General features: G+C 50.3%; 13 protein-coding genes. 2 read left to right on the top strand and 11 right to left on the bottom strand.

Annotation, left to right across the window (positions count from 1 at the left end; translation table 11 throughout):
* Positions 1-494 precede the first annotated feature (494 nt).
* From HGO41_RS13185 to HGO41_RS13235, 10 genes are all read right to left on the bottom strand, one after another.
* The gene (locus HGO41_RS13185) at positions 495-1,280 is read right to left on the bottom strand and encodes a TatD family hydrolase (protein WP_037033489.1); all 786 of its coding nucleotides are present in this window, start codon (positions 1,278-1,280) and stop codon (positions 495-497) included.
* Positions 1,277-2,455 (bottom strand): patatin-like phospholipase family protein, encoded by a 1,179-nt coding sequence (locus HGO41_RS13190; RefSeq protein ID WP_447868357.1) that lies wholly within the window; start codon positions 2,453-2,455, stop codon positions 1,277-1,279. Before HGO41_RS13190 ends, HGO41_RS13185 begins: the two co-directional genes overlap by 4 nt.
* A gap of 273 nt (positions 2,456-2,728) precedes the next feature.
* Positions 2,729-2,890 carry a DUF1328 domain-containing protein gene (locus HGO41_RS13195; protein ID WP_013577105.1) on the bottom strand — a complete coding sequence of 54 codons (162 nt, stop codon included), beginning with the start codon at positions 2,888-2,890 and terminating at the stop codon, positions 2,729-2,731.
* Between the two features lie 318 nt (positions 2,891-3,208).
* Entirely contained in the window at positions 3,209-3,802 is a 594-nt protein-coding gene (osmY, locus tag HGO41_RS13200) for a molecular chaperone OsmY (protein WP_013577106.1), read from the bottom strand.
* Positions 3,803-4,225: 423 nt separating this feature from the next.
* Positions 4,226-6,781 (bottom strand): PKD domain-containing protein, encoded by a 2,556-nt coding sequence (locus HGO41_RS13210; RefSeq protein ID WP_285427201.1) that lies wholly within the window; start codon positions 6,779-6,781, stop codon positions 4,226-4,228.
* Between the two features lie 412 nt (positions 6,782-7,193).
* Entirely contained in the window at positions 7,194-8,783 is a 1,590-nt protein-coding gene (gene prfC, locus HGO41_RS13215) for a peptide chain release factor 3 (protein WP_013577108.1), read from the bottom strand.
* Positions 8,784-8,947: 164 nt separating this feature from the next.
* A complete protein-coding gene (locus tag HGO41_RS13220) occupies positions 8,948-10,207 on the bottom strand; it encodes a type II toxin-antitoxin system HipA family toxin (RefSeq protein ID WP_013577109.1) in 1,260 nt (419 codons plus the stop codon).
* 2 nt (positions 10,208-10,209) lie between these two features.
* Positions 10,210-10,533, bottom strand: coding sequence for a helix-turn-helix domain-containing protein (locus HGO41_RS13225; protein WP_013577110.1), 324 nt, complete (start codon positions 10,531-10,533; stop codon positions 10,210-10,212).
* Positions 10,534-10,764: 231 nt separating this feature from the next.
* Complete coding sequence (rimI, locus tag HGO41_RS13230; RefSeq protein WP_013577111.1) at positions 10,765-11,208, bottom strand: ribosomal protein S18-alanine N-acetyltransferase; 444 nt, start codon at positions 11,206-11,208, stop codon at positions 10,765-10,767.
* A complete protein-coding gene (locus tag HGO41_RS13235; RefSeq protein ID WP_013577112.1) occupies positions 11,177-11,590 on the bottom strand; it encodes a DNA polymerase III subunit psi in 414 nt (137 codons plus the stop codon). Before HGO41_RS13235 ends, rimI begins: the two co-directional genes overlap by 32 nt.
* Before the next feature lie 139 nt (positions 11,591-11,729).
* Here HGO41_RS13235 and rsmC point away from each other — a divergent pair, with 139 nt between their 5' ends.
* Positions 11,730-12,776 (top strand): 16S rRNA (guanine(1207)-N(2))-methyltransferase RsmC, encoded by a 1,047-nt coding sequence (rsmC, locus tag HGO41_RS13240; protein WP_037033500.1) that lies wholly within the window; start codon positions 11,730-11,732, stop codon positions 12,774-12,776.
* 4 nt (positions 12,777-12,780) lie between these two features.
* Here rsmC and HGO41_RS13245 read toward each other — a convergent pair whose 3' ends face one another.
* Positions 12,781-13,773, bottom strand: coding sequence for an aldo/keto reductase (locus tag HGO41_RS13245; protein WP_153376522.1), 993 nt, complete (start codon positions 13,771-13,773; stop codon positions 12,781-12,783).
* A 125-nt stretch (positions 13,774-13,898) separates the two neighbouring features.
* Between HGO41_RS13245 and HGO41_RS13250 the strand changes: the two genes are divergently transcribed.
* The gene (locus tag HGO41_RS13250; protein WP_112151017.1) at positions 13,899-14,837 is read left to right on the top strand and encodes a LysR family transcriptional regulator; all 939 of its coding nucleotides are present in this window, start codon (positions 13,899-13,901) and stop codon (positions 14,835-14,837) included.
* Positions 14,838-14,911 lie beyond the last annotated feature (74 nt).

Raw genomic sequence — 14,911 nt, forward strand, 5'->3', positions numbered from 1 at the left:
CATGAATTCGTTCCGGCGTTTAACGTCGGCAAGAGAATTCTGCACGTTGGCGAGCGGACTTGGTTCCTTGAAGATAGCGTGCGTAAGCGGCGTGGAACGGCTTACGTGGCAACTGAGATCCTTCTCACCGCGCTTGGACTGGCTGACGCCAGTTCGTTGTGACTATTTGAACACGTCACATCAGGTTCCTGTGTGCATTATTTCACACAAAATGAAAACCGATTGCAACGTTGCTTGGCTAAATGAGACCTTGGTCACAATTCTTAGCCCTTATGCTCAGTATTCGACCCTTAATAAGAGTGTATACCCGAATCATGACAAACGGAGTTCGGGTGGCCACACCGCGATCACCAACCGGCGATCTTACGAGCAATGTTATAATAATAACATTTTAAAGAGAAATGAAATCGCAATACGCCAGAAACCCTTTCTGGAAAGGTTTCTATACGTCAGGGTAAATGTTATTTAAATCACAAAATTAAAATTTCGACGGTTTACCGGGAAGGGAGATTAAAGATGCGGCGGGTATTGTCGAGCAGTGCAAGAGCAATCTGTTCCGGCGTTTCACTGCGCAGGCTGCACAGAATGTCGAACACGGTTGCCGCCCGTTCCGGGCGATTAGGCTGCCCCTGAAACCCCTGCAACGGCATATCCGGCGCATCGGTTTCCAGCAACAATGACGAAAGCGGTAATTCTGCCATCACATGACGGGTTTTCTGCGCGCGTTCGTAGCTGATAGTGCCACCCACGCCTATCGCAAAACCCAGTTTGATAAACGCCTGCGCCTGAGAAAGACTGCCTGCAAATCCGTGCACTACCCCGGTTGCCGGCAGTTTTGCCTGACGCAGCAGCGCCGCCAGCTGATCGTGGCTGCGACGGGAGTGCAGGATCACCGGCAACATCTCACGCTTTGCCAGCGCGAACTGCGCTTTCAGCAACCGCTGTTGTTGCTCAAACTTCGGCGCTTCCATGTATAAATCCAGGCCGATTTCCCCGACTGCCACCAGGCGTGGATCCCGCTGGCTGAGCAGTGAATCCAGTAAATCCAGACAACTGTCTTTATGTTCGGCGATATAAAGCGGATGCAAGCCCAGCGCGGCGTGCAATTGCGGGAATTTTTCGGCCAGTGTGAGAATGCCGCTGAAACGGTCAGACGTGACCGCCGGAACAATAATCTGCCCTACACCAGCTTCTGCAGCGAGGCGCAGGCTTTCAGTTTCCGCACCGGTAAACGGCGGAAAATCGAAATGACAATGCGTATCGACGAAGGTGAAACTCACAGATTTTCGCCCTCACTGGACGGATAATTTTCTGATGACGCCGGACTTTCCGGTGGCGGCATGTCTGAGGATGCGTGCTGCGGTTGCGGTTGCGGCGCACTGACCACGTTGTCTTTAAATGCTGCCGGACGCACCATACCGCCGTCGGCGACCATATCCGTCAACACGGCTGGATCCAGAATGATTTGCTCAACCGTACTGACCGAAGCAGCCAGCGGGATCACATTTTCCGGTTCATCCTGCGGCACGATAACCTGTTTTGGCTGGCGGAATATCCGTGGTTCGATTTGCGGATGAGGGCGCTCGTTTTCACGCGGTAACAGCCAGTGTGCCGCAGCAGAAAGGAAGTACCGTCCGCAGCGACGGCCAAGATGGTAATCCTGATTAAGCGCAGGCAGACGACTGCCAAGCGCGTGGCTGGCCAGCGGTTTTGGCGGGAAGATTTCGAAAATACGCACATCGTCCGGCGGATTCTCAATAAATTGCTGAATGCGGTGATAACTTTCTTCGTGGTGCTGCATCATGCGCACCAGTTGTTGCAGGCTGCTTTCACTCAGCCATTGTTCCATGCGCTTCATCCATTGCGGTGTATAGAACATCGCCGAAGGCACGGTACGGATGACCACAATGGTATCCGCGCCACGGCGGTACGCTTCTTCAACTGGGATCGCGTCACTGATGCCTCCGTCCTGATAGCTGACACCATCCAGATCCACACCCATGCGGTAAAAGCCCGGAATAGCACTTGAGGCTTTGATCACGGGTAGCCAGTTTTCCCGCGTCGGCGAGAAATAATTGGCCGCATAATCATCACTGCGACAGGCGCACATCAGGAATTCCCGGCCGTCGATCAAAAGCTTTTCAGCACTGTCCATCGCCAGCGGCATGTTTTTAGCCGTTTCTTCAACCAGCCAGTCGAGATCGATAAGATGTCCGCCGCGCACAAAACGCAGCGGGTTGAAAAAGTCAGGGCTGGTGGTGTAGCGGGTGATCACCCTTCTGGCATAGCCGGGCTGCCCGCAGACGAAAGCAGAGAGATTTTGCGCACCCGCAGAGGTGCCCAGATATAAATCAAAGGGATTGAAACGCGCGCGCTGAAACTCATCCAGCACGCCTGCCGTAAAAATGCCTCTCTGCCCGCCGCCTTCGCACACCAGGGCAATCTTCCCCGGCATATAGGGTTTGTACGCCAGCGGTTCTATATTCCCCAGCGTGACAGGTATTCTGTATCCCAACGCATCGTCCTCACGCAAATGGCCCCACTCAGTTGGCCTTCATTTCAGAGCATACCTCGTCTTCCTGCTTTGCGTAGATTTCTTGCCAAAATCGGGCGACAAAATCGTTACGTCCTGTTAACGGCCAGATTGTACACATAAAAGAATCGCCCCCTTCAGTGAAGGGGGCGATGTCATTAATTAACACATTTTGGCATCACTGGAATGATGCGGTCAGAGTCGTTTACGACCGGTAAACAGGCTGACAAGAAACAGAATGATACCGACTACGAAGACGATTTTTGCAGCCCAGGCCGCTGTACCCGCCAAACCACCAAAACCGAGAGCCGCCGCGATCAACGCGATGATTAGAAAAATAATGCCCCAACGAAACATAAGCTTCTCCTTTACCCTATTTTCACTTTGCCATTTTAAAAGGTTGTGCCCCGCTTCGGGCCGGACTCATTGTGAAACATTTGCCTTATGACGCTTTATCAACCGGCAGCATGCCGGTAACAAAAAATGCTTACCTAATAAAGGTAGTCGAAAAATGAAAGTCTTAGCGTTTCCGACACAATATTTTTCCGACCGCAGGCAAATCTCGTCCAACACAAATCTTCAGCGGGCAACGTAAATGTAATTATGTGTTATTCAAAAAATGAAGCGCCCTGCCCGTGGGAAGGCGCTTCGTACAACAGACAGAGCACGTGATCGTTATGGTGCGACTTTCAGATCATTTTTGACGCTTTTCACGCCATCAACGGTTTTCGCAACGCTTTCAGCACGGTCAGACTGTGCCTGATCTTTCACTGCGCCTGAGAGCTGTACCACGCCGTCGGTCGTTTCGACTTTCACGTTACGTGACGGGACAATGTCATCCGCCAGCAATTTGGCTTTTACAGAAGCCGTGGTCGCGCTGTCACCGGCATAGGCTTTAACGCTTTGATCTTTGCTGTCTTTGGTATGCAGTTTGTCGCTGACGGATTTAACACCTTCAACTTTGGTTGCCGCAGCAACAGCCTGCTCGGCTTCAGCCTGCGAACCGACAAAACCACTCAGCGTAACAACACCGGAATTCGTCGTGACGGAAATATCGCTACTTTTAATGGCTTTATCATCTACCAGAGCACTTTTCACTTTCGCGGTGATAGCGCTGTCGCCCATGTAGTTATCAACTTTCTTCATGGAACTATCGATTTTTGCACCTGCGCTATCTGTAGTCGTCGTTGCTGCCAGAGCGCTACCGCTCATCAGTGCGGTACCCAGAACTACGGCCATCATTGAATAGGCAAATTTAGAATTTTTCATCGATTTCTTCCTTTTGGTTTATGAGCCTTGTTGCGACTCTGCACGCCACATTCTTGGTGACGCCTTATAACAAATTGTATTGCTGCTGTTTTTACTTCCGTTGTAGCAGAGTACATCGTTTTATTCTGGCTTTTAATCACCATCCGACATAACTCTCTATTGAGTGACTTTAAAGTAGTGCTTTAAGCCACCCTGTCCTGAACACACATTTAATATAGTCAAGAATGTTCAGATTAGTAGGGAGATCGTCGAATATGGCCTCTAATGCAGACAAGTCCGAAGGTTTACGCCAAAATTTGCGCAAAATATCGGCATGTTGATAACAAAGCGTAAGATCCGGAAGGATATCAGATAAAAAAATGGCTCCCTTTACAGGAGCCATTGGAAAATTATTGCGTTATAAATCAGTCTTCGGTGGTGAAATTACTGTTTATCCCACGCATCCTGCCAGTTAGTGCCGGTCGCAGGAGCATACGCCCAGGCCGCCTGACTACACCAACCGGAGTATGGGAAAGGCTTACATTGATAGATGCCACCATCACTGCCTAATACCCGGGTTCCCGCGACGTATTTCTCACTACTTTGCGGATAAACATACTCATAATCCCCTGCCGCTGTTTTGGCTTTCACCAGAATCGTGGTCGTTGCGGTATCGGTTAAACGGGTGTTATCAGTGACGGTCACGTCAACAGTAAAGCGCGTATCAACTGTCACTTGTGGTGCATTGATCACTTCAGTGTTGGATGCTGCCCCCTGAGCCGGTGCGACTGGCAATCCAGCCGGATTAGTCCACTGATAATGTAAATCAGCAGCCTGCGTATCCGGATCTGTCACTTTTGCTGTCAGCGTCAGCGATTCACCTGAAGTCACGGTATACGTGGATTCAAGGGTAACGGACGGTGCAACAGGCTTAGACGCATCAATCACATTCACGCTGGTTTGCGCTGTGGTGCGGCCTTCGCCGTCACTCACGGTCAGCGAGAAGGTATACACCGCATTGGTCACCGGTTGCGCCACGCTGAATGTCGCTTTTGCCGCGTCGCTGTTTTGCAGCGTCACTGCTGGCCCGGAAACTTGCTTCCACTGATACGTCAGGGTGTCGCCTTCTTTATCGGTGCTGGCTGAACCGTCAAGCGTGATAACAGCGGTTCCATTAACCTGCTGAGCAATACCGGCATTAGCGACCGGCGGCGTATTGGTTTCTACCGGTGCCGGTGAACCGCTGGTGATTGGCGCAAAGATTTCGCTGTAAGCGTACATCGGAGCCTGTTCCGGCGTCATACCACTGTGTTCCGCAGAAACTTGCCCTGAAACACCCGGCTGATCACGCGCCACAGACCACGCACCGATCATACCCAGGCCATAATCTTTTGCCTGCTGATAAACCAGACGCGCATCGGAAAGATAGAACACTTCTCCCTGCACATCGTTATAGCCAATCATCGGCGTTGTCCCCAGCATGGCGTAAACCTGTGCGGCGCTCTTCTCAGGGTATAAACCTTTCACCTGAGTGAACAGATTATCGATGGCAGAAGTGGCACATTTACCGTGAATATTCTGACCTTCAGTGTTGGCTGACTGGCATTGTACGTTGCCGTAATCCATCGCCATCACGTTAATCCCGGTCAGCACGACGCCCTGATCTTTGGCATCCTGCAACACTTCCATCCCTTCATGGGTTAAACCGGTTGGCAGAACAGGCAGGGTATACCAGACACCGATGTGACGGCCTTCGGCAGCCCAGCGATCCTGTACTAATTTGACGGCGGCATTGCGGCGCTGAATAGATTCTTTATCAGCCAGCCAGTTTCCTTCGATATCGAAGTCAAGCACCTGCAGGTTCAGGTTTTCGACAATGTCATAATAATGCTGTTGCAGATCATTCACGTTATTACAGGCTGCGGCCAGAGGCGCATTGTTCGCGCCGCCGATCGACACCATGATATCGCCGCCTGCTTCACGTAATGCTTTGATTTTGCTGTATTGCGCGTAGTTGGTAACACTGTAAGCGGTGCCCCACGTCGGTACACAGGTGTTAGCATCTTTAGCGACCATAAAGGCCATGGTGAAGTGGTTAACGTTCTGGTTTTTCGCCAGACCGACAAGGTCAGGCTGCATATTTAAGGTGAAATCGACATAAGGCGCATAGAACTGAGCAGGCCACGGATTTTTCGGCGTACCCACGCGCTCTTTCGTGCCGCTCCAGTCCATATACACAGCCCACGGTGAAACATCGTCAGGTTTAACTTTCTGAACTATTACAGAAGACTGATAATTTTTGCCGTTATATTTCACTAATGAATTAGCAGGATATAAGGTATCGATATTCAGCGTTGGCGCGTTATCAATTTGATCCTGAGAGTAGATTTGAACCGGACCTAGAGGTTTCCACGGATGGCCGTTATTTCCGTCCGGGTTCTGATTAGCCGTCAGCGACGGATCATTATTAATGGTGTAAAACAGAGCTTCATACATAACTCCGTCTTTCTGAACTTTATCGCCCTGATTATAGGTTGCACTGCTGCTCCAGATCGGTGTCGGTGCATACACTACCCACGGGTTATTTTCTGCTGGTGCGAAACTGTGAGCCGGCGTTGGTTTAGACGTTTTGTATGTCATGCCATTTGCCAGAACAATATCACCGGCTAAATAATCACGGCTGCTGTCATAATCGACATAATTATTCTGCGTGCCGTCACCGGCAATCTCACAAACGGTCGGGTTGCCATATTGGCTCATTTCAGTCGCAGATGCGTCGCGCACCTTACGCCAAGGGTTGGCACCTTGATCTTGTTCCGCTGTGCCCGGGCAGTTTGTCGCACCGACCCACCAGGCATTTGAGTAAACACTGCCGTCAAAGATGACTTCAAAGGTGTCACCCCCTTCCTGTCCGTTCCAGGCTTCAAGGGCAAAAGCGCTGGCTGAAGCCATCGTCAAACCGGCAACACAGAGCATCTGTGTGATTTTATTCATTCTCATAACTACATTCCTTATATATATATCATTGCCATGGCGGGATATTCATAGAATACATATATGTTTCGCGAGAAAACCTATTGTAATTCCTGTGAAATTAAGACTTTTGTTACTATTTCATAAACAAAAAATATTAATTACCCCCAAAACATATTAAATAAATATGAGGTAACTTATTCACCACACATAATGGCATATCTATTAAGGAATGGACTCATCTAAACATAACTAATCGCACTAATAATTAAAATTAAGATTATTTAATAAGTCAGGTATATTTTTCATCAAAAGGCATACAAATATATAATAAGTACTCTGCCTTAACAAAATAAATTAATATATGTTTTATTAATGCAAAATTAAGAAACAATAAAAAAGGCGACATCAAAGTCGCCTTTTCAGAAACAGGAATGAATTAATGTTCGCGTGTTTTACGGAATTTCACTTCAGGATAACGTTCTGAAGCCAGATTCAGGTTCACCATAGTGGGTGCGATATATGCTAAGTTATCGCCGCCATCCAGCGCGAGGTTGGTTTCGTTCTTGCGTTTAAATTCTTCGAATTTCTTCACGTCGCTACACTCCACCCAGCGGGCGGTCGAGACATTCACCGATTCGTAAATCGCTTCCACGTTGTATTCGCTTTTCAGACGCGCCACGACCACTTCAAACTGCAGCACGCCGACCGCTCCGACAATCAAATCGTTGTTGGCGATTGGGCGGAAGACCTGTACCGCGCCTTCTTCTGAAAGCTGTACCAGCCCTTTCAGCAACTGTTTCTGTTTCAGCGGGTCACGCAGGCGGATACGACGGAACAGTTCAGGGGCAAAGTTAGGAATGCCAGTGAACTTCATGTTCTCACCCTGAGTAAAGGTGTCGCCAATCTGAATCGTGCCGTGGTTGTGCAGACCGATGATGTCGCCCGGATAGGCTTCTTCAACGTGTGAACGGTCACCGGCCATAAAGGTCAGGGCATCGGAAATCACGACGTCTTTACCCGTACGCACCTGACGCAGCTTCATGCCTTTTTCATATTTGCCGGATACCACACGCATAAACGCCACGCGGTCACGGTGTTTCGGGTCCATGTTGGCCTGAATTTTAAACACGAAACCTGTGAATTTCTCATCATCAGCTTTCACTTCGCGCAGGTCAGTTTTACGTGGCATCGGCGCAGGAGCCCAGTCCACCAGACCATCAAGCATATGGTCGACACCAAAGTTACCGAGCGCGGTACCGAAGAATACCGGCGTCAGCTCACCTTGCAGGAAAGCTTCGTGATCGAATTCATGTGATGCACCCTGCACCAGTTCCAGTTCGTCACGAAGTTGCGCAGCCAGATCTTCGCCGACGGCAACATCCAGCTCCGGATTGTTCAGGCCTTTGACCACGCGAACTTCCTGGATGGTGTGACCTTTACCGGTCTGATACAGATACACTTCGTCTTTATAAAGGTGGTAAACCCCTTTGAACAATTTACCGCAGCCGATCGGCCAGGTAATCGGAGAACAAGCGATCTTCAGCTCGCGCTCCACTTCGTCCATTACTTCCATCGGATCGCGGATATCGCGGTCGAGTTTGTTCATAAAAGTCAGGATCGGCGTATCGCGCAGACGGGTCACTTCCATCAGCTTACGGGTACGATCCTCGACACCTTTTGCGGCGTCGATAACCATCAGACAGCAGTCAACGGCAGTCAGGGTACGGTAGGTATCTTCGGAGAAGTCTTCGTGCCCCGGGGTGTCGAGCAGATTAACCAGACACTGTTTGTACGGGAACTGCATCACGGACGTGGTGATGGAAATACCACGTTGTTTTTCCATTTCCATCCAGTCGGATTTGGCGTGATGGCTGGAGCCACGGCCTTTTACAGTGCCGGCTGTTTGAATGGCCTGTCCGAATAACAGAACCTTTTCGGTAATGGTCGTTTTACCGGCATCGGGGTGAGAGATGATGGCAAATGTGCGGCGCTTAGCCACTTCAAGGGCGTATTCACTTGGAGACATGTTTTTCACGTTTCTGCGGTTGGTCCGCCCTGCATAGGATTCACATCACGTCAGAAGGTGACGTCAGGCAAAGCGGTAATAAAAGTTATAGCCGGCTATTTTCACTGATTTAGACGGGATGGGCAATCAATGGTTTTTTTGTGTGGTGTGACTAAGAGAGCGCTTTAGAAACGGAAGTCGGTTGAAAGTGCGGCCCAGTGTTCTTGCAGAACTATTTTATGTTCTTCAAGCATCGGTAACTCCGTAAGCAAATCTGGCCAGCATTTACGCGCAATTTCAATGGCTTCATCAAGATGCACTTCAACGGCAGACCATGGTACACCAATTCTTTCAGCCCAGCGCTTGAAGGTCTGCATATTAATCACACTCCATCGTTTTTCTTTTGCCATATTCAAAGCCACACCATCTTCCCTCTTAACGTAGGGTTTGGTAGAAACAATGTCATAGGCAGGTGAAAGGACAGCGTCCACTCGATTGGGGTAGATCACCGTCCAGTTTTTTAGATGGGCATCCCCATTCGCCACTAAAATGTTCGCCAACATCCGGCGCGCCATCTGCTGAATATCGATGATTCCTCCTGCACCGACTCTATAAAGAGCACGACCAATATCGTCGTAGCTATAGCCCTTATATTTATTCCGCGCATAAACCTGAAAAATCTGTGCAAAATCCTCAGTATGCACGCGCCCTTCGTCCGTGCGGTCAAAGCGACGAATCGCGTAAGCATAAGGCTCATCAGGTAAAGGGATATCAGGTAAATTGACCAAATTTCGGAGCTCGACAAGCTTAATCTCAGGGATATTGACACCGATTACCTGCGCTAATTTCATCGCACTAAATTCATTCTCAGGCACTGCACGATGTGCCGTTGACGGAGTTTTGATAATCCAACTGTCTCCCCCGACAGCCGTACTCACGTTGAAACGGCCATCTTGTCGTAATGCAGAGAACTTCATCTGAACACCTGCCAGAGAAAATTTGTCGGTGCTATGCAAAACATCAATTTGAACGGCTTCCAGTTTGTCGCCACGAGATGTCAGCGCCCAGCCAGGTATTTCGCCCCCCTTAAGTGGCACGGCGGTTATCCCACCGGGCAGGTTATTACCGGCATAGGCCAGTAATGGGAACTCATCGTCATGATGGACTTTCAACGTCAACGCCATCCATTCTCGCAATGCGCCTTCTGACAACAAATTTGAAAGAACCGGGGGAAGCTTGTGAAAACTGATAAGCGGCTTATTGAGATATTCTGCCCGCACTTTTTGCGTCAATGTAAAAACGGGACGCTGACTGATGGGTAGTTCAAGATACTCCGGGGCAAAAGATAGGATATTTCGGCTGCCCGCATAATGTGCTAAAACCCCTACACACTGCTCATCAAGATACAGTGCTAAAGCCTCGACTGACTCCACCAGCTTCTCCATGTTTACTCCTTTAAATCACTTAAGATGTCATCCCAATCATTGTTAAGACTCTCTGGCTCCGGCTCAGATGGGCGGTTACCGTTACTAATTGTCGAATCAAGCAGCTCTTTAATCTCTTGTACACGCTGACGCGGCACCAACATGAGTTCCAGCTCCATGCCTTCCAGGATCCTCAGTAACGTTGAAAGACGGGGATCCGCACCCGCTTCAATTTTCTGATACTGCTGCTGAGTCATACCCGTTCTCATACGCATATCTTGTTGGCTCAGCCCTAACTGCCGGCGCCTTTGTTTTAATAAGGTCGGCAATTCATTGAGAGTTCTCATTAGCTATCTCCTGACAGACTACTTACAACAAAATAGCTGTTTTTCGGGTTATTTAACAACACATTAATTGTAATAATTAAAATTTACACTTAATTTGCTGTAAATAATTCTAATTACAACTCTTTAACTGTAAATATAATGAATTACACCTTTTTAATTGTAATTTTGGCGGAATACAACTAATTGGATGTAAATAGTATAAATTACAGTAAATGAGATGTTGTTACGGTATCACCCCAGCGGCAGCGCCATCATGATGGCATCTTCGCGGCCTTGTGCGGCGGGATAGTAATTACGGCGAATGGAAAGTTCATTAAAACCGAGGCTTTCATAGAGCGCGATCGCTTTGGCGTTGGAGGCACGAACTTCAAGCCATAATGTAAAAACATCTTTCTGTTCAAGTTGTTGTATCACTTCTTCCAGCAACGTACGGCCTAAGCCCTGACGCTGAAAAGCCGGATCGATAGCGATATTAAACAGTGTGGCTTCGTCGAGAACAATTTGAGTGATCGCAAAACCAGCCATCACTTCGCCCTGCATGATTTTGAGATTCAGATAGCGTTCGCCCTGATTGCTGGCAAGCGTATTTTCAGTCCACGGAAAGGCATGACTGGCTTGTTCGATGGCGAATGCGCGGGGAAGATCAGCGGGCGTCAGGATAGAAATGTTGTTCATTTTCACAGATCTGCTGCCAGAGCGCGCGTTTGGCGCCGGCGTCTTGATAGAGTTCGGCCAGGGCCGGAGTGGAGAGCTGCGGGCCAGTGAGAGTCAGCGGTTCGCTTACCCCCAGTCGCCAGATATTGCAGCGGGTATCTTCAGGTAACATAGTGACCTGTTCAGGCGTCAGGCGGTAAACTTCTGATTCTTTTAGCGTCAGGCTGCGCAAAACATCGCTGACCAGCGGATCATCTTCTGCTGGCGGAACGGCGGCGACGATAAGCAATTTAGTTCCCGCGGGCAGACTGACTGCCACTTCGCCTTGTAATACAGCAGGCCGGCGCAGCGTCCACTGGGTAATGCCCAGCTGTTGTAATAATGTATCTCGTCTGGATGCCATGCCTGATCCCTGCCGGTTGAAGTGCGAAAAGCCCGGCTATGCTAGCAAACACATCGAACATGCGCCAATAAAGCTCGATTACTCAATCAGAGACGAAGAGTATATAATCCCGCGTTCATTCCTGAGGAGCCTCACCCTGATGTCTGCATTAACTCCGGCCAGTGAAGTCATACTGCGCCATAGCGAAGAATTTGAAGGCCGCCGCGTCCTGTTCGCCGGTGACTTACAAGACAGCCTGCCAGCTGAAATTGACGCCGAAGAAGTTCGCGTCCACACCAATATGTATCACCACTGGCAGATGCTCAGCAAAGCGCTGGGAGATAACGTTCAGTTTGGCTTAGTTGCTGATGCTGAATTCATCACGCCGTGTGATGTGCTCGTCTATTACTGGCCAAAGAGCAAACTGGAAGCGAAATTCCAGCTGTTCAACTTACTGTCACACTTACCGGTCGGCATTGATGTGTTTGTCATCGGTGAAAACCGCAGCGGCGTTCGCAGCGCGGAAACCACGCTGGAAGGCCTGTGCGAACTGAGTAAAGTCGACAGTGCACGTCGTTGCGGTTTGTACCATGGACGTCTGGAAAAGCAGCCTGAGTTTGATGCTGACGGCTGGTGGGATCAGTACATGGTCGAAGAAGTGACCATAAAAACCCTGCCAGGCGTATTCAGCCGTGAAGGTCTGGACAGCGGAAGCCTGTTGCTGATCAACAGTTTCGAAGAGCCGGTTAAAGGTAAAGTGCTGGATGTTGCCTGTGGTGCCGGGGTACTGGCCTCGGTACTGGCCATGTACTCGCCGAAGATGAAAATCACGTTGAGTGATGTGAGTGCGGCCGCTATCGAAGCCAGCCGCGCCACACTGGCGGCAAACGATCTGCCGGGCGAAGTCATTGCCAGCAATGTCTATTCCGACATTGCCGGGCGTTTCGATATGATCATCTCCAACCCGCCATTCCATGAAGGTCTGCAAACCAGTCTGACAGCGGCGGAGCAGTTGATCCGTGGTGCGGTAAGCCATCTGAACATCGGCGGCGAACTGCGCATTGTGGCGAACGCCTTCCTGCCTTATGCCGCCCTGCTTGATGACGCCTTTGGCAGCCACGAAGTGCTGGCACAAAACGGCCGTTTCAAAGTGTACCGGGCCGTACGTGGACGTCCGCCGCGCGATCTGAAAAAGAAAAAACGTTAATCAGTCAGACGTTGAGGAAACGCATCAGTTCCGCGTTGTAGCGATCACCCGCTGCCACGCGGAAAGGAAACACTGCTTCGATCGCCGCGATTTCGGCTTCACTCAGGGAGACATCAAGCGCGGCGATGTTTTCCTCAAGATAATGACGATGTTTGGTGCCAGGGATCGGCACTATGTTATCGCTTTGCGATAATACCCACGCCAGCGCCAGTTGCGAGGATTTCACCCCTTTCTCCTGCGCCAGTTCACTGATTTTCTCCGCCAGTTGCAGATTTTTCGCGAAGTTGTCCCCCTGAAAACGCGGGCTGTCGCGGCGGTAATCATCCAAATCCAGATCGTCCACTGAACGGATTTGTCCGGTCAGAAAACCCCGACCCAGCGGGCTGTAAGGCACAAAACCAATCCCCAGACGCTCACACGCCGGTAAAATATCGGCTTCCACATCACGTGACCAGAGCGAATATTCGGTTTGCAGCGCGGTGACCGGATGCACTTTATGCGCCCGTTCCAGAATGCTCACAGGCACTTCGCTCAGCCCGATATAACGGATCTTGCCTTCCCGCACCAGATCGGAGAGCGCGCCGATGGTTTCTTCGACCGGCACCGTCGGATCCGGACGGTGCTGATAATAGAGGTCGATAACGTCGGTCCCCAGACGCTTCAGGCTGCCTTCTACCGATTTGCGGACATAGTCCGGATGGCCGTTTGTACCCCGCACCTGCGGATGGGACGGATCACGCACAATACCGAATTTGGTGGCTAAAAAAACCTGATTGCGACGCCCTTTCAGGAAACGTCCCAGCAGTTCTTCATTGGTATGCGGGCCATACATGTCGGCGGTATCCAGCATCGTGACGCCCAGTTCCAGCGCACGCTCCAGCGTTGCCATCGATTCTTTATCATCCAGACCGGTGGTATAGAAGTCGCTCATGCCCATGCAACCCAGCCCCAGCGCTGACACCATCGGACCCTTTTTACCCAGCTGACGTTGTTTCATCGGATTTTCCTTATGACACAGAGAGGAGAAGTAACGGGATAAAGTTTGGTTGTTCTTTCAGGAAAGATAAATCAGCGAAAACGTGCAACACTGTTCATAAATCGCAAACAATCATTGAGAACAGTATGGATCAAATTCAGGCGATGAAAATCTTCATCCGCATTGCCGAACTGGAAAGTTTCAGCCGGGCTGCGGAAGATCTTAATGTGCCACGCGCCACGGTCAGTACGACCCTGAAACGTCTGGAACAGCGACTGGGTGTCCGCTTGTTTCTGCGCACGACACGGCAGGTCAAAATCACCGATGAAGGCAAAATCTATTATCAACGCTGCCTGCAATTGATCTCAGCGCTGGAAGAATCTGACGCCCTGTTTGCGCATCACAAAAACCAGCCAGCTGGCATTGTCCGCATCGACATGCCGCATTCTCTGGCACGCGTGATGGTGATCCCCGCGCTGCCGACGTTTTACCAGCGCTATCCGCAGATAACCCTGAGTGTCAGTGCCAATGACAACGCCATCAATCTGCTCGATCAGGGGGTGGATTGCGTGGTGCGTGCATGGCCTTCGGAAGATGACAATCTGCAGTCGCGCCATCTGACAGACCTGAAACAAATCACCTGCGCATCGCCGGAATATTTAGCCAAATTTGGTACGCCGCTGACACCGGAAGATCTCACCGCACATCACGCCGTGGGCTATTTTTTTGCCCATCAGCGGGCAGATTCACATCTGGAATTCGTGACAGACGGAAAGATCGAAAAGCGACAACTTGCCAGCACGCTGACCGTCAGCGGCGCCGATGCGTACGTCGCCGCCGCAAAAGCGGGTTTTGGGCTGATTCAGGCCTCGGAACTGGCGATGACGCAGGAACTGGCACAGGGCGAACTGGTGGAAGTACTGCATCAGCATCTCCCGCCGCCAATGCCGCTGTACATTATGTATCCGCCCGGCCGCTTCCTGGCCCCGAGGATCCGCGTGCTGCTGGACTGGCTTATCGCGCTGTTTTCCAGCCCTGCTGACCCGGTGTGTAAGAACCTCATTATGGGAAAAATCGTTGATTAAACCATCGATTAACCTGACGACGTTCTGAGACATTGAACCATTCACCACGAATATGCTGTTTTTTACATCAAACG

The sequence above is a fragment of the Rahnella sp. CG8 genome, assembly GCF_023701875.1.
Classification (GTDB): Bacteria; Pseudomonadota; Gammaproteobacteria; order Enterobacterales; family Enterobacteriaceae; genus Rahnella; species Rahnella aceris.